Source organism: Gulbenkiania mobilis (assembly GCA_004346645.1).
Lineage (GTDB): Bacteria > Pseudomonadota > Gammaproteobacteria > Burkholderiales > Chromobacteriaceae > Gulbenkiania > Gulbenkiania mobilis.
The window spans coordinates 71,345-85,782 of record SMDA01000004.1; the positions used below are offsets into that span (position 1 = coordinate 71,345).

At 63.6% G+C, this 14,438-nt stretch carries 13 protein-coding genes; 5 read left to right on the plus strand and 8 right to left on the minus strand.

Annotation, left to right across the window (positions count from 1 at the left end; all coding sequences use genetic code 11):
• Nucleotides 1-4: 4 nt before the first annotated feature.
• The 5 genes from EV669_RS07190 to EV669_RS07210 all read left to right on the plus strand — a co-directional run bounded on the left by EV669_RS07190 (nt 5) and on the right by EV669_RS07210 (nt 4,868).
• On the plus strand, nt 5-520 hold the full coding sequence (locus tag EV669_RS07190) for a pilus assembly protein PilP (RefSeq protein ID WP_054286906.1): 516 nt from the start codon (nt 5-7) through the stop codon (nt 518-520).
• On the plus strand, nt 517-2,718 hold the full coding sequence (pilQ, locus tag EV669_RS07195; RefSeq protein WP_132098259.1) for a type IV pilus secretin PilQ: 2,202 nt from the start codon (nt 517-519) through the stop codon (nt 2,716-2,718). The genes EV669_RS07190 and pilQ overlap by 4 nt, the downstream gene beginning before the upstream one ends.
• Before the next feature lie 35 nt (nt 2,719-2,753).
• A complete protein-coding gene (gene aroK / locus EV669_RS07200; RefSeq protein ID WP_132098260.1) occupies nt 2,754-3,308 on the plus strand; it encodes a shikimate kinase AroK in 555 nt (184 codons plus the stop codon).
• Nucleotides 3,305-4,414: a 3-dehydroquinate synthase gene (aroB, locus tag EV669_RS07205; protein WP_132098261.1), complete on the plus strand. Its 1,110-nt coding sequence runs from the start codon at nt 3,305-3,307 to the stop codon at nt 4,412-4,414. The genes aroK and aroB overlap by 4 nt, the downstream gene beginning before the upstream one ends.
• Nucleotides 4,415-4,490: 76 nt before the next feature.
• Nucleotides 4,491-4,868 (plus strand): type IV pilus assembly protein FimV, encoded by a 378-nt coding sequence (locus tag EV669_RS07210; RefSeq protein ID WP_318271356.1) that lies wholly within the window; start codon nt 4,491-4,493, stop codon nt 4,866-4,868.
• A 27-nt stretch (nt 4,869-4,895) separates the two neighbouring features.
• Here EV669_RS07210 and EV669_RS07215 read toward each other — a convergent pair whose 3' ends face one another.
• The 8 genes from EV669_RS07215 to msbA form a co-directional block, all read right to left on the minus strand.
• A complete protein-coding gene (locus tag EV669_RS07215) occupies nt 4,896-5,963 on the minus strand; it encodes a glycosyltransferase family 9 protein (RefSeq protein ID WP_132098262.1) in 1,068 nt (355 codons plus the stop codon).
• The gene (locus EV669_RS07220; RefSeq protein WP_132098263.1) at nt 5,941-7,122 is read right to left on the minus strand and encodes an O-antigen ligase family protein; all 1,182 of its coding nucleotides are present in this window, start codon (nt 7,120-7,122) and stop codon (nt 5,941-5,943) included. Before EV669_RS07220 ends, EV669_RS07215 begins: the two co-directional genes overlap by 23 nt.
• 139 nt (nt 7,123-7,261) lie before the next feature.
• Complete coding sequence (locus EV669_RS07225; protein WP_132098264.1) at nt 7,262-8,371, minus strand: glycosyltransferase family 9 protein; 1,110 nt, start codon at nt 8,369-8,371, stop codon at nt 7,262-7,264.
• 1 nt (nt 8,372) lies between these two features.
• Nucleotides 8,373-9,578: a glycosyltransferase gene (locus EV669_RS07230; RefSeq protein WP_132098265.1), complete on the minus strand. Its 1,206-nt coding sequence runs from the start codon at nt 9,576-9,578 to the stop codon at nt 8,373-8,375.
• Nucleotides 9,575-10,723: a glycosyltransferase family 9 protein gene (locus EV669_RS07235; protein ID WP_132098266.1), complete on the minus strand. Its 1,149-nt coding sequence runs from the start codon at nt 10,721-10,723 to the stop codon at nt 9,575-9,577. The genes EV669_RS07230 and EV669_RS07235 overlap by 4 nt, the downstream gene beginning before the upstream one ends.
• On the minus strand, nt 10,723-11,544 hold the full coding sequence (locus EV669_RS07240; RefSeq protein ID WP_132098267.1) for a polysaccharide deacetylase family protein: 822 nt from the start codon (nt 11,542-11,544) through the stop codon (nt 10,723-10,725). The genes EV669_RS07235 and EV669_RS07240 overlap by 1 nt, the downstream gene beginning before the upstream one ends.
• Nucleotides 11,541-12,641 carry a glycosyltransferase family 4 protein gene (locus tag EV669_RS07245; protein WP_132098268.1) on the minus strand — a complete coding sequence of 367 codons (1,101 nt, stop codon included), beginning with the start codon at nt 12,639-12,641 and terminating at the stop codon, nt 11,541-11,543. Before EV669_RS07245 ends, EV669_RS07240 begins: the two co-directional genes overlap by 4 nt.
• The gene (msbA, locus tag EV669_RS07250) at nt 12,634-14,394 is read right to left on the minus strand and encodes a lipid A export permease/ATP-binding protein MsbA (RefSeq protein ID WP_132098269.1); all 1,761 of its coding nucleotides are present in this window, start codon (nt 14,392-14,394) and stop codon (nt 12,634-12,636) included. The genes EV669_RS07245 and msbA overlap by 8 nt, the downstream gene beginning before the upstream one ends.
• Nucleotides 14,395-14,438 lie beyond the last annotated feature (44 nt).

Genomic DNA, 14,438 nt, shown 5'->3' on the forward strand with positions numbered 1-14,438 from the left:
CACGATGAAACCTTATCTTGCACTCCTGCTGCTGGCTCTGGCCGGATGCAGCAGCAACGACACCGAGGACCTTGACCAGTGGATGAAGGAGGCGAGCCAGAACCTGCGTGGCCAGGTGGAGCCCGTGCCGCAGGTTCAACCCTACACGCCGTTCGTCTACAACGCGTCAGGCCTGCTGGATCCCTTCAATCCGCAGAAGCTACAGGTGGCGCGCAGGCAGAACAGTGCGAGCGCGCCGGACCTTTCCCGCCCGCGCGAGCTGCTTGAGAACTTCGAACTGGAAAAACTCAGCATGGTGGGGATCCTGCGGCGCAACGGCACCACGTACGCACTGGTACGTACGCCGGATGGCGCGATCTACCGCGTTCAGCCGGGCAACTTCATGGGCACCAACTACGGCCTGATCAAACGTATTACCGAAACCGAGATCGAGCTTGCGGAAACGGTGGAAGACCTGAACGGAGAATGGGTGCAGCGCACGACCAGCCTGTACCTTTTGGAGCAAGGGCAAAAACAATGAAGCATCTATCGATCAAACTGCTGTCCGCCCTCGGTCTCATGATGGCCTACAGTGCCGGCTGGGCTGGGCCGGCACTGACCGGCATCGAGGTGGCCCGCCTCAGCGGCGATGAGGAAGTGTTGCGGCTCAACTTCGACGGGCCGGTCACCCGGCCCAACAGTTTCGCCATCGCCAATCCGCCCCGGATCGCGCTGGACTTCCCGGGGGCAAGCGTGCGTCTGCCTTCCCCAGCCGTCGACCTGGGGAACAACCTGGTCCGCTCCGCCACGGCAGTCGAGGCGGGTGGGCGCGCGCGCGTAGTGCTCAACCTGCTGCGCAATGCGTCCTATAGCACAACGCCCTCGGGCAACACGGTCACCATCAGCCTGAATGGCAATGCCCAGGCAGCCCGCGAGGCCACCCCCGCCGAGTCCGTTCCTGCCCCCCGAACGGCAGTGACCGATCCGGCGGGCGCTGTGGACCTCGGCCCGGTCAGCCTGGACTTCAAGCGTGGCCGCAACGGAGAGGGCCGCCTCGAGCTGGTGCTGCCCTCCAGCACAGTTTCGGCCAACGTTCGCCGCGAGGGGCGCGCCATCGTGGTGGACCTGCCCGGCGTCACACTCAGCCGCGCACAGCAACGCAAGCTGGATGTGACCGACTTCGGCACGCCAGTGCGCAGCATCGATGCCAGTAATCAGGGACGCGGCAGCCGCTTGGTAATCGAACCTCAGGGTGACTGGGACTTCTCCTCCTATCAGACGGACAACCGGCTGACCGTTGAAGTGCGCCGCCCGGTAGTCGATACGGCCAATCCCCAGGGGGCGGACGTCAAGCCGGTCTACAAGGGCGACAAGCTCTCGCTCAACTTCCAGAACATTGAGGTGCGCACGGTGCTCCAGGTGATCGCCGAGTTCACCGGCCTGAACATCGTTACCAGCGATTCGGTCACCGGCAACATCACCCTGCGGCTGAAGGATGTACCGTGGGATCAGGCGCTGGACCTCATCCTCCAGACCAAAGGGCTGGACCAACGTCGCAGCGGCAACATCATCCATGTGGCGCCGCGTCAGGAACTCCTCGATCGGGACAAGCAGGTTCTGGAGGCCCGGCAGCAGCTGACCGCGCTCGAACCGATCCGCTCCGAAACCTTCCTGCTGCGCTACAAGAGCGTGGAAGAGTTCAAGAACGTGCTGGACACGCCGGTGGGCGACAATGGCGGCCGCCGGCAGACCCTGCTGTCCGACCGCGGCAGCGCCCTGATCGACAGCAAGACCAACACGCTGATCATCAATGACACCCCCACGGTGATCGAAAAGATCCGCACGTTGGTGGACAAGCTCGACGTGCCCATCAAGCAGGTGCTGATCGAGGCACGCATCGTCGAGGCCAGTGACAACTTCAGCCGCGACCTTGGGGTGAAGCTGAATTTTGCCCGGGTGGGCCGCAACGTCTATGGCGGCAATCTGGAAAACGTTATCAAGAACAGCAACACGCGCAACACCAACAGCCTGAACGAGGCCAACCGGGCGATCGCAGCCACCAACGCCTACAATAGCTGGCTGGCCAATCCCACGGGAGCGCCTCCAGCAATTCCGCCCCTGACGGCCTCACTTCCCTACGAGTTGGCGCCGGGCGTGAACCTGCCGATCAGCAATGCGGCCGGGTCGATCGCGGCCCTGTTCAAGGCCGGGGCCAGCAGCCTGATCGGTTTGGAGCTACAGGCCATGCAGGCCGAAGACAAGGGCAAGGTGGTGGCCAGCCCGCGCGTGATGACCTCAGACCGGACCGAAGCCTCCATCGAAGAAGGGGCGGAAATTCCATATCAGGAGGCATCGTCGAGTGGGGCCACGTCCGTGTCCTTCAAGAAGGCGGTGATGAGCCTGCGCGTGAAGCCGCAGATCACCCCGGACGACAACATCCTGATGGACATTCAGGTCAACAAGGACACGCCCAACTTCAAGCAGCTGGTAGGGGGGACACCGGCACTGGACACCAAGAAGATCAACACCCAGGTGCTGGTGGAGAACGGTGGCACGGTGGTCATTGGCGGCATCTACGTGCAGGAGCAGAGCAACGTCGTGAACAAGGTGCCTCTATTGGGGGATATTCCCTATCTGGGCGCACTGTTCCGCAGCAAGCAGGAGCGTAACGACCGCCGGGAACTGCTGGTGTTCATCACCCCGCGGATTGTCGACAATCTACGCATAACGACGCCCTGAGCGCTCACAGACACCAGCGCCAAGCATCAGTTACAATGCCTGCCATGGAGAACCTGGCAGGCAATTTTTTTCTCGTCGGTCTGATGGGCGCTGGCAAGACCACGGTGGGGCGGGCCCTTGCACGACGCAGTGGCAAGACCTTCTATGACTCCGACCACGAAATCGAACGGCGTACCGGCGTCAAGGTGGCCACCATCTTTGACATCGAAGGCGAGACACGCTTCCGGGACCGAGAAAGCGCAGTGATCGCCGACCTCGTCCGCCTGAACGATATCGTGCTGGCCACGGGGGGAGGGGCCGTGCTGCGCCCGCAGAACCGCGAGGCCTTACGTGCGCACGGCACGGTGATCTACCTGCGCGCCAACATCGAAGACCTGCTGGCCCGCACCCAGCACGACAAAAACCGGCCTCTGCTGCAAACAGCCAACCCTCGCGCCAAACTCGAGTCCCTGTTTGCCGAACGCGACCCCTTGTACCGCGAGATTGCCGACATCGTTGTCGACACCACCCAGCAGAACGTCAATCTGCTGGTCTCACGCCTGGAACAGCAGCTCCAGAAGCGCCAGCGCCGTACCGAAAGCCTGTCATGATCACGCTCGACCTCGTCCTGCCCGACACCGCCTATCCGATCCACATCGGACGGCACCTGCTGACACGCACTGACTTGCTGTGCCCTCACCTGCCCATCCACGATGCCGTCATCGTCACCAATACCACCGTGGCTCCGCTGTACCTGGCCCCGCTTCAGAGCGCACTGGAGGCCAACGGTGTACGGGTGACCCCGGTCATCCTGCCTGATGGAGAGGCCTACAAGACCAGCGAGACCCTGAACCTGATTTACGATGCACTGCTGCAACGGCACTGTGAACGCAAGACCACGCTGATTGCGCTGGGCGGTGGGGTGGTCGGCGACATGACGGGGTTTGCTGCCGCCACCTATCAGCGGGGCGCGCCCTTCATCCAGATTCCCACCACGCTGCTCGCCCAGGTGGACTCTTCCGTGGGGGGCAAGACCGCCATCAACCACCCGCTCGGCAAGAACATGATCGGCGCCTTCTATCAGCCACGAGTGGTGCTGGCCGACCTGGCACTGCTAGACACTTTACCGGAACGCGAGCTGTCGGCAGGGTTGGCCGAAGTCATCAAGTACGGACTGCTGGGCAATGCCGAATTCTTCCAGTGGCTTGAGACACACATGCCGGCCCTGCGTACCCGTGACATGGGGGCTTTGCAGGAAGCGGTGCGCGTAGCCTGCCGTATGAAAGCAGATATCGTCGCGGCGGACGAACGGGAAACTGGCCAGCGTGCCCTGCTGAACTTGGGGCACACCTTCGGACACGCCATCGAAGCCGGGCTTGGCTATGGTGCGTGGTTGCATGGCGAAGCCGTGGCCGCCGGCATGGTATTGGCCGCAGAGACTTCTGCCGCGCTCGGCTGGCTTTCACCTCGGGAGGTAGACCGCATCACCGCCCTGATTGCTGCGGCCGGCCTCCCCGTCACTGCGCCTGACCTTGGGGTGAACACTTGGCTGGAACTGATGGCGCATGACAAGAAGGTGGAGGCCGGCAAACTGCGCTTCGTGCTACTGCATGGAATCGGGGATGCCCGGATCGAAAGCGGTGTACCGACAAGCGTGCTGGAGGCAGTGCTCACCGGCCGGCGCATTACTGGAAGGGGCAGGACGACGCCCGCCTAAGGATTTCTACGGATGCGGGCTGCCCCTGAAGCCAGAATAATGGGTGGCAAACAACAGCCAAGCGGGAGAGGTTTTCATGGAAGTGTTTGCAGCATTCGCAGCCAGCCTGGGACTGATGGTGAGCTACTACCTCATGCGCCGTCTCTGGCGCCAGCTCCGTTACGTCAAGCCGCGCGACCGCGGCATCGACCCGGTGGGAGAGGCAGAGGTCTTTCTCGCCTACGGTAAGGTCAGTGAAGCAGTGCGGGTACTGAAGGCCACCGTCCGCGAGGAGCCGGACAACCTGCCGGCAAAGATCACCCTGCTGCGGGCCTACTCGCATAGCGGAGACAGCAAGGCCTACAGCCTGCTCGCACGTGATGTGGAGAGCCGGCTACAGGGTCAGCCGGTGTGGAAAACCATCCAGCAACATGGAAGGGAACTGGACCCGGCCAACCCTCTTTTCAACCGCTGACCTCACCGTCCAGCCGGCCGTGCCTTCTCAGGCACGGCCTTTTGCCGTCCAGGCATCGCTCTCCTCAAGCAGAGCGAGGCAGCCCTGCAGCACGCTGTCCAAGGAAATATGGGCCACCTGCCAGGCCGAGCGGTCCTGCGAGGTGAGGACACGCTTCGGAACGCCCCAGGGATACCAGTGCAGGTACTTCTTTTCCAAGTGCTCGAAGAGCCCGACGACCGGTGTACCCGCCGCCGCGGCCAAGTGCAGCCCACCACCATCGGAGCAGACGGCCACATCTACGGCGGCGAACGCCCCCAATAACTTGCCGAGCCCGTTGGTGGGACAAGCAATGGCGTCGGTTTGCCCAAGAATGTGATGCGCCTTCTCGTCATCCCCAGGGTGCCTGGGGTCCTCCTGACTACCTGGGGCCCATAGCAGCAAAGTCTGCACCCCGCGGGCTGCCAAAGCCTGGATGAGGGCAATGTGGAGGGCCACCGGCCAGACCCGGGAAACCTCACGGGCACTGATGTGCAGCCCGATCACAGGCCGGTTCCCGGGCAGCAAGGCGGCCACCGCCGCCCGCTCACGGGAGGGAATGGTCACCGACAGCGGGCCCGGTGGTGACGTCACCCCCAACGGTCGCAGCAACTGTTGCAGCACTTCAACCTCATGGCACTGCGTGCCTTTGGCATGGGGCGGAGCCGGATGCGTGATGCGTGGGTCGGCAGGAGCATTGTTCGGCTGGAAGCCGATGAGCGCGCGCGGCCGCGCAGCCATTGCCAGGCGCACCGCATTGCGGGCATAGCCGGACGACGCAACGATGGCGTAATCGAACCGCTCCCGGCGCAGGGCCCGGTACATGCACAGCCGCTGCCAGACGGTTGCCATCAAGGACTGCCCAGGCCTCCGGTGCTTGAGCTTGGTGTAGACGTAGACCCGATTCACCGCAGGGTGCTCATCAAGGACCTGGGCATTGTAACTGTTGACCACGACCGCAATGCGGCTGCCGGGAAAATGCTGCCTCAGCGCATCCAACAAAGGGGTAGTGCAGACGAGGTCCCCGATGTTGTCGCGCCGGATGACAAGAATGCTAGGAGGGGTACGTGGTTTCATTTTCTTTCCGTGCCAAGGCGCCCGCCACCAGAATCAGCAACCAGCCAGCCGGCCATAATCCGTTTGTGAGTCCTATGGCAAGCTGGGCTGTGGCCAGCGCCAGGGTCAACAACCACCACATTTCCCCGTGGAGGGGCAGACGCGCACGCCACCCCGACCTGAAAAAGCTGCCCATGAAGGCAAGATAAGCGAGTAGGCCCAAGAAGCCTGCCTCCAGCAACCAGTTCAGGTAGAGATTGTGGGGATTGGCCTTGCCATAGGTAGCGCGCCGGTGAAAGTAATCATAGGCCAGCTGCCGCACCCGATCTGGATGTTGTCTCGCCTCGTCCATCAGCCCGCTCTCTAGCGCCAGCGGCGAAAGCTTGCGCCATCCTGGCCCATAGCCCAGCCATGGTTGTCGCTCCACCAACCTGAGGGTCACCCACCAGATCGCCCGCCGTTCTACCACAGAAAAATCCTGCGCATAGGTCTGCTCGTCAAAAATGGTTTCATAGCGATCAAAGATCTGAGGTCGGGAAAGCGCCAGGCCAGCAAGCAAAGCCGCCAAGGCAAGTACGCCTCCCAAGAGTAGCCGCCAACGCCGGGCTGCCACGACGGCCAACCCCACGGCTAACAGGATCACAAGCAGCGGCGAGCGGCTACCGTGCAGGAGGAGAGGCACCACCTGCACCGCCAGTGCCGCCCCCAGCAATATTCTGCTGCGCCTGGAAAGGCCTCGGTCGAGCAAGAAAAGGAGCAGTCCGGCGGAGAAGCAATAGATGGCATCCAGGGCAAAGCCCTTGCGGTAGCTCTCGAGCACAGCCCAGTCGGAAAGATAGAACCCCAGCACCAGCAGCGCCCGGAGCGTGAAACCGGCTACCGCAGCCAGAAGGAGCCTGCGTACGTCTTGGTAGTCTCGGCAGACCCAGAAAGCCAACGGAAAGAGCAGGAACAGCCGTAGATGATCCTTGCGAAATTCGGTCAGGTTGTTTGACCACCAGCCCGGATTGACGAGCCAGGCAGCCGCGAGGACCAGCAGCAACATGCCCAAACAGGCTGTCAGGGGCCGCCAGTTAAATAGTCGCAATATCGCACAAGGCGCCCGCAAAAATGTCACTATTCCAAGGAGCACGGCGCTCCAGTACGACAACTGGGCGGCAGCCGTCAGGGCATCCGACATCTGTGCAAAGAAAAAGAGTGTCAGGCAGAGTAGCCCCCAAGACCGCAACCGGACAAGCGCATCCGTGGAGCCTGATACAATAACGCTCGCTGTTTTATCCCTTCTCAATCCAGTCTCCACGGGTCTGCAGCCAACAGCCTCACCACTTCACCTCCAGCGCATCCGCCTCTCGCAGGATGTCTTCGGCAGAAACGGTATCAATGCAGGCGCGCGTCCCAGTGTGGCAGCCGTAAGGAGCATTGAAGACAAAGGCACAGGGATAACAGGGCAGACGCTTGATAACAAAACGCACCTGCGGCCCCATGGGGCGTTGCTCACGTGGATCGGTAGGACCCACGACGGACACTAGCGGCACGTTGAAAGTGTCGGCCATGTAGGTCAGTCCGGAGTCCACGCCGATGAACAACTTACAACGGCGCATCAGGGCCGGCAGCTCATCGAGACGGAAGGCGCCGGCGCTGTTGACGAGTCCGGGCACAGACGGGAGCCGTGCGACGATGGCGTCGGCCACCGGTCGGTCTTCGGGCCCACCCACCAGCACGATAGGCGAAGCAGTACGCTGACGCAGTCCGAGGATCAGGGACACAAGCTTGTCCTCGCCCAGTTCCTTGAGTTTGTTGGCACTTGAGATCGCCAACCCGACGCAACGGGGGCTGGCAGGCAACCCTAGCGCATCGCAGAGCAACTCGCCCTGCGGAGATTCGGCCATGATCTTGACGTAGCGCAGGACAATGTCGTGCCGTCCCAGCAAGCGCGCGGTAGTGTCAAGAACCAGTTCCCCATGACGGTGCGGCTCGCTGTCGGCAAGAAGGGGGCTGATCCAGCGAAACGTTCGGCCAACCCGTGTCGGCAGCAGTGACCAGCGTATCGGCACCCCCGCCCATACCAGGGCCAACAGCACCGGGAGCGACGGAGAAAGAACGACCGCAAGATCATGTCGGCCGCTGCGCACACGCCGGGCGAGCGCCAGCTTCCCACGCAAACCTTTCCAACCGGCCGACTGCACTGGCAATCGTGCATCGACTTCGGGCAGACCCTCGATGATGGGGGCCGTGACGGGCGCATGCATAACGGTGATCCGGGCTGCGGGAAAGGCCTGGCGCAAGGCGCGCAGCACCGGCGTGGCGCACAGCATGTCACCGATCTTGGCTGTCTGGATCAGCAGGATACGCTGCGGTTGCGTCCGTCTGCGCCCTTGCAGCAAGAGCAGGACCGGATAGAGGAGCCAAGTTATGAGAAGGTAGGCCATCTCAGCGCGCGGCCTTTTCCAGAATGGCCTCGACCCCACGCACGTAGCGGTCGATGGTGTAATGCTCCAGAACGCGCGCCCGCCCCGCCTGGCCCATACGCTGCCGCAGGGCCGGATCGCGGCACAAGACGGTCATGGCCTCGGCCAACCCGACCGGATCAGCAAAAGGTACGAGCCGTCCGGTTATCCCTTCGTCGACCAGTTCGCGCGAACCGACCACCCGTGTGGCGATAACGGGTTTGCCCAGAAGCATGGCTTCCAGCAGAACGCGCGGCAGTCCCTCGCTCTGAGAAGCCAATACGCATACATCCATGGCCGCAGTATAAGGCAACGGCTGGGTCTGGAATCCGGTAAACACCACATGCGACTGCAGACCCAGCCGTGTAGTCAGCGCCTCCAGCTCCGCACGCTGGGGGCCGTCGCCAACCAGAAGCAGGCGCACCGGCAGCCCCTGCTCCACCAGTCGTGCGGTGGCCTGCAGCAGATAGCGCAGGCCCTTGCGCTCGGTCAGTTGCCCTACGGCGCCGAACACCACGTCACGGTCGGCCAGACCGAGGCCTTCGCGGGTGGGCGCGCCGTCGGGCAGTGGCTGGGTCGGGTCGATGCCGTTGAGCACCGCCATGCATTTCTCTGGCTGGACCCCGGCCCGCACGAGCGCCTCTACCACACCATTTGAAACACCGATGACCTTGCGAGCTACGCGGTTGACCAAGGCCACATCCTGTGGATCCATAACCGGTTCGATGCGGCAGTGCTGAACGACCGGAACCCCTGTCCGATCGGCAGCCAGATACCCCTCCAGATTGGACCGAGGCTGGTTGTTCATGTAGAGAAGATCGAAACCGCCATCCTGCAGGTACTGCATCAGGCGCTGTGCATTGGGGCGTACCCGCCAGCCCTGTTCGATGCTTCGCACGGCGGCAGTGCGCAGATCCGGGTGCCACGCCAACACACCCCGTGCCAGTTCCTTGGCAAGTTTGGCCCAAAGCGGCTGCCGGCGCTGCGGCATCAGCACCAGCGGGATGCCGATAGCAGCCAGTTCGGCGGAAAGGCAGCTGTCGCGGCCTTTCGGATAATCGCGGTAGAACAGGCAGGTGACGTCGAAACGGCTACGGTCGATCCGCTTGAGCAGCTCGAACATGCTGTTGGTGCCGCCACCCCACTCGTTACCGGTATCAAGGAGCAGGATGCGTTTGGGTCGGGTCATGCCTGAGGCTCCGGATGAGCGCGAAGCTGCCGCTGGCAGGCGTCGAACACCTCATCGGTAAGGATATTGTCCATGCAGAGGGGGGCCGCGTACGGGCAGCGCTTGCCAAGGCAGGGGTCACAGGTACGGTGCTTTTGCAGAATGATGTGGCGGTCCAGGTCCACCGTAGGGCCGGAGCGGCTCCAGTGTGCCGCCGCGAACAGCGCCACCACCGGGGTGCGCACCGCTACCGCCATGTGCATGATGCCGGTATCGGGTGTCACCAGGCAGAGCATGCGAGCCACTAGCGCAGGCAGGTCCGCCAGACCGAGCCTACCTGCGGTCACGATGACGCGAGGGCTGTCGATGCCCTGGGCTACCGCTTCGGCCAACCCTTGCTCCTGAGGGGAGCCGGTGATCACCAGTACCAGATCGGGGTGAGCCGCCAGAAGGCGTCGCCCCAGTTCGGCATAGCGTTCAGGACGCCAGCGCCGGCTGGCGGTGGAGGCGCCCACCTGAAATCCCAAGAGGGGCTGCGCCACCGTGATGCCCCAAACCTCGGCCAAGCGCGCATCTACACGCTGACGGCGCTCGGCGCTGACGGGCAGCACCATCCGGCGCGGTGCACCGGGCACAGCGCCGGCACTCTCGGCCACGGCCAGACGCTGGTCGATGCCGTGGGCAAAATCGTCCCAGCGTTTGACGGGCTGGTCATTGCTCAGCAAGTAACGAAAGCGGTTGTCGTTGGGCCACTTGAAGCGCCAGCGGGCCCCGCAGAGATAGGCGAGCGGTGTGGCTTGCGGTTCATTGCCGTGCAGGATGGCCACCAGATCGAAGGTTTCGCGGCGGGCGTCGCACAGCGCACGCAGAAACCCCTTCCAGCGGCCGTCATAAGAAATCTGGCCGTCGGTGTCGGGATTGTCGGCAAACAGGGCCGCATAGGCCGGGTGCACCATCAGCACGATTCGCGCATCAGGATAGGTACGGCGCAGGCTGGCGAGCGCGGCCGTGGACATCAGGGTGTCGCCGATGGCGGTGCACGAGATCGCGAGGATGCGCCGGATGGCAGACGTGCCCAGTTCGGACACGTCCGGCTGGCGGCGGTCCAGACGGTGGCGTACCCATACCCAGGTCGCCAGCAGGGTCTCGCGTAACCGGGTACCCATCATTTTCCCCGCAACGTCAGATACAGCGCACCGATGCGCGGCCGGCTGTAGACCCACAGGCGTTGGCCGAACCACCCATCACGCCGGTCTTTGGTGACGATGCGGCCGATCTGCTCGGGGTCGGTGGTGGGCGTGTTGATGTGCTTGTCCACGGTGTAGAAATGCCGGAATCCGGCAGCGCGGGCCACGGCACGGTAGTCGTCGTCGAAATAGCCTTGGGGCCAGCACAGGTGGTCGCTCACCTCGCCCAGCCGCGCCTGCAGCGTAGCCCGGGAAGCGAACAGGTCTTCGGCCAACCTTTCGCGCTTTTCGGCCGCGGTCTGGCACAGTTTGTCCCAGCGGGCATGCTGGTGGGTGTGGCTATGGAACTCGAACGTCCCGGCCGCGCGCGCGGCCTCCACCTCGCTCCAGCGCATCATCACCTGGTCGTGGTCCCCTTCCGCCACGGCTCGCTTGCAGCCATTGTGGTCCGGCGTGGCAGGCAGCGCCATGCCGCTGTCGCTCACCGGACGCACGGGGCCTTCCCCCAGCCAGCCGGTGATGGCGAACAGCACGGCCCGCTGGCCATGCCGGGCCAGCACCGGATGGGCATACACCCAGTTGTCGAGATAGCCATCGTCGAAGGTGACGAGCACGCTTTTGGCCGGCAGCGACTGTCCGGCCAGGAAGGCGGCCGCCTCGCGGCACCCCACAGTGGTCCAGCCGTGCTCGGCCAGCCAGCGCATGTGTGCTGCGAAGGTGGCGGGCGCCACCGTCACCAGCCCCGGCGAGGGGGAGACATGGTGGTACATCAGCACTGGCAGGGCACGCGCCGCCTTCATCGTGCGCCCCGCTCGGCCAAAAGACGCCGGTACAGCATCAGCATGGCCGCACACATCGTTTCCACATGGAATACCGACGACACGAGCGCCCGGCTACGCTGGCCCATAGCAAGCCGCAGCGCATCGTCGCTCAGCAGGCGGATCACCGCCTCGGCCAGACTGTCGGCATCACCCGGGCGGATCAGAAGGCCGTTCTCGCCTTGACGCACTACTTCGGGCACGCCGTCGACATCCGTGCCCACCACCGGCAGCCCCATGGCCATCGCCTCGATGTACGAGGTGCCGAGCGCTTCCTGCTCGGTGGGCAGGAGAAAGAGGTCACAGGCGGCCAGCACGTTGGCGATGTCGCGTCGCAGACCCAGCAGGTGGATGCGCGCCGTCAGGCCGGCCGCGGCAATCTGTGCCCGCAGGTTTTCCATCTGCGGCCCGTCTCCGGCAAAAACGAAATGGGTATCGGGGCAGGCGGCCAGAATGCGCGGAGCAGCCTCCACGATGAAGCGGTGGCCCTTCTTCATGCGCAGGATGGCCACGGTGCCCACCAGCGGTACATCGGCCGGGAGGTCCAACTCGGCCCGGAGGGTGGAGGGGCCGTCAAGCTGCATCGCCGCCGGATCAATGCCGGTGTAGATGGTGGATACACGGTCGGCTGGTACCCCTTCGCTCATCAGGTAACGCCGCACATGCTCGCTCACGCTCACCACATGGTGTGGCAGCGTGGTGTAGGTAAAGCGGGAGGTCAGCGGCAGTGCCAGATGACGGGTGCGCACCACCAGCCGACCGGAGAGGCGCCCGGCCAGCCCGCCAAGGATGCTGTCACGCCCGCTATGGGTGTTCACCACATCGACCTGCTCGCGGCGGAACAGGGATGCCATGCGGGCCACGGCCGCCAGATCGACGCCGTTGCGCATGCGCACCTCGAACACCTCCAGTCCGGCTTCGCGGGCACGTGCGGCAAACTTGGCCCCTGGCTGGCAGACCAGCATCATGCGGTGGCCCAACTTGGCCAGACCGACCATTTCCTTGAAGGTGCGGTGCTCCTGTCCGCCCCAGCCGAGCGAGGACTCGGTGTGCGCGATGGTCAGCAGGCGCTCAGTCATGCTGCGGCTCCTTGAACTGCAATCGGTGCAGGTTGGCATACAAGCCCTCCTGCGCCAGCAGTTCGGCATGGGTGCCGACTTCGGCAATCCGGCCCTGATGCATCACCACGATCCGGTCGGCGTTCTCGATGGTGGAAAGCCGGTGGGCGATCACGATGGTGGTACGGTTGCGCATCAGGCGCTCCAGTGCGGCCTGCACCAAGCGCTCGGACTGAGTGTCGAGCGCACTGGTGGCCTCGTCCAGGATCAGGATCGGCGCATTCTTGAGCAAAGCCCGGGCAATCGCCAGACGCTGGCGCTGCCCCCCCGAAAGCCGCGTCCCGTTCTCGCCGATCAGTGTGTCGAAACCTTCCGGCATCGCCTCGATGAACTCCAGCGCGTTTGCCGCGCGTGCGGCCTCGACGATGGCCTCGCGGCCGACCTCACCGATACGGCCATAGGCAATATTGGCGGCGATAGTGTCGTTGAACAGCACCACGTCCTGACTCACGAGGGCGATGTGGCTGCGCAGGCTGGCCAGGCGGATATCCGGCAGGGGCAAGCCATCCAAGAGGACCGTGCCTTCGGTCGGGGCATAAAACCGCGGAATCAGACTGACCAGTGTGGTCTTGCCACTGCCGGACGAGCCGACCAGCGCAACGGTCTCACCGGGTCGCACCTCGAAGTCGATGTCGGTCAGTGCCTTGCGCTCGCCACCCGGATAGGCAAATGACACCTTGCGGAACACCAGATGCCCCTGCGGCGAGGTCAGCCGGTGCTGGCCCTCGTCGGTCTCGCCCGGTTCGTCGAGAAAGGAGAACACACTCTCGGCCGCCGCCAGACCCTTCTGCAGCGACTGCGAAATGCTGGTGATACGCTTGACCGGCGCGAACAGCATCAGCATTGCGGTGAGGAAGGACATGAAGTCGCCCGCGGTAAAGGCGCCGGCATGGGCACGCATGGCCGCGAAGTAGAGGATCAGGGCCAGCGCGCAAGCAATGATGAGCTGGGTCAGTCCGGTGTTGGCCGAAGAGGCCGCGCTCTGCTTGACGGCATTGTGGCGGATGGCCTCCGCCGCACGCCCGAACCGTCCCGATTCGTAGTGCTCGCCACCATAGACCTTCACCACCCGCTGGCAGTCGATCGTCTCGCCCAAGATCTGCGTCATCTGGGCGATGTTCTGTTGGTTCTGGCGCGAAAGACCGCGCAACCGACGGCTGACCGAGCGCACGCACAGACTGACGATGGGCAACACAGCGAGGCAGATCATCGTCAATTGCCAGTCGGTATAGAGCAGCAGGCCCAGCAGCCCCAGCGCAGTGATGCCATCCTTCACGGTCACGGTAATCACGTTGAAGCCCGCCTCGGTCACCAAGTTGACGTCGAAGGCGATGCGGGACAGAAGCCGGCCCGAGGCATTGTCATCGTAGTAATGCACTGGCAGACGCACCAGCTTGGCAAACATCTCCTCGCGCAGCGTCTGGACCAGATGGCCCGTCAGCCAGCTGGAAGTGTACTCGTTGATGAAGCTGGTAATGCCGCGCACCAGGAACAGGCCTACGATCGCCAGCGGGGTCCACACGATGGCAGAGGTATCCTTGTTGACGAAGCCGCCGTCGATCAGCGGCTTCATCAGCCGGGCAAAAGCAGGCTCGGTGGCGGCCGCGATGCTCATCGACACCAGCGAGACCAAGAATACCTTCCAGTACGGCCTCAGATAGCGCAACAGGCGCCGGTAGAGCGCAAAGCCGCTCATATCGGGTGAATGAACCATTGGGATTGTCTTGAAGCAAACGGTGAATTGTACCTTACAAGTCG

Coding starts and splice junctions, on each gene's coding strand:
- EV669_RS07190 (WP_054286906.1), top strand. CDS start 5: ATGAAACCTTATCTTGCACTCCTGCTGCTGGCTCTGGCCGGATGCAGC.
- pilQ (WP_132098259.1), top strand. CDS start 517: ATGAAGCATCTATCGATCAAACTGCTGTCCGCCCTCGGTCTCATGATG.
- aroK (WP_132098260.1), top strand. CDS start 2,754: ATGCCTGCCATGGAGAACCTGGCAGGCAATTTTTTTCTCGTCGGTCTG.
- aroB (WP_132098261.1), top strand. CDS start 3,305: ATGATCACGCTCGACCTCGTCCTGCCCGACACCGCCTATCCGATCCAC.
- EV669_RS07210 (WP_318271356.1), top strand. CDS start 4,491: ATGGAAGTGTTTGCAGCATTCGCAGCCAGCCTGGGACTGATGGTGAGC.
- EV669_RS07215 (WP_132098262.1), bottom strand. CDS start 5,963: ATGAAACCACGTACCCCTCCTAGCATTCTTGTCATCCGGCGCGACAAC.
- EV669_RS07220 (WP_132098263.1), bottom strand. CDS start 7,122: ATGTCGGATGCCCTGACGGCTGCCGCCCAGTTGTCGTACTGGAGCGCC.
- EV669_RS07225 (WP_132098264.1), bottom strand. CDS start 8,371: ATGGCCTACCTTCTCATAACTTGGCTCCTCTATCCGGTCCTGCTCTTG.
- EV669_RS07230 (WP_132098265.1), bottom strand. CDS start 9,578: ATGACCCGACCCAAACGCATCCTGCTCCTTGATACCGGTAACGAGTGG.
- EV669_RS07235 (WP_132098266.1), bottom strand. CDS start 10,723: ATGGGTACCCGGTTACGCGAGACCCTGCTGGCGACCTGGGTATGGGTA.
- EV669_RS07240 (WP_132098267.1), bottom strand. CDS start 11,544: ATGAAGGCGGCGCGTGCCCTGCCAGTGCTGATGTACCACCATGTCTCC.
- EV669_RS07245 (WP_132098268.1), bottom strand. CDS start 12,641: ATGACTGAGCGCCTGCTGACCATCGCGCACACCGAGTCCTCGCTCGGC.
- msbA (WP_132098269.1), bottom strand. CDS start 14,394: ATGGTTCATTCACCCGATATGAGCGGCTTTGCGCTCTACCGGCGCCTG.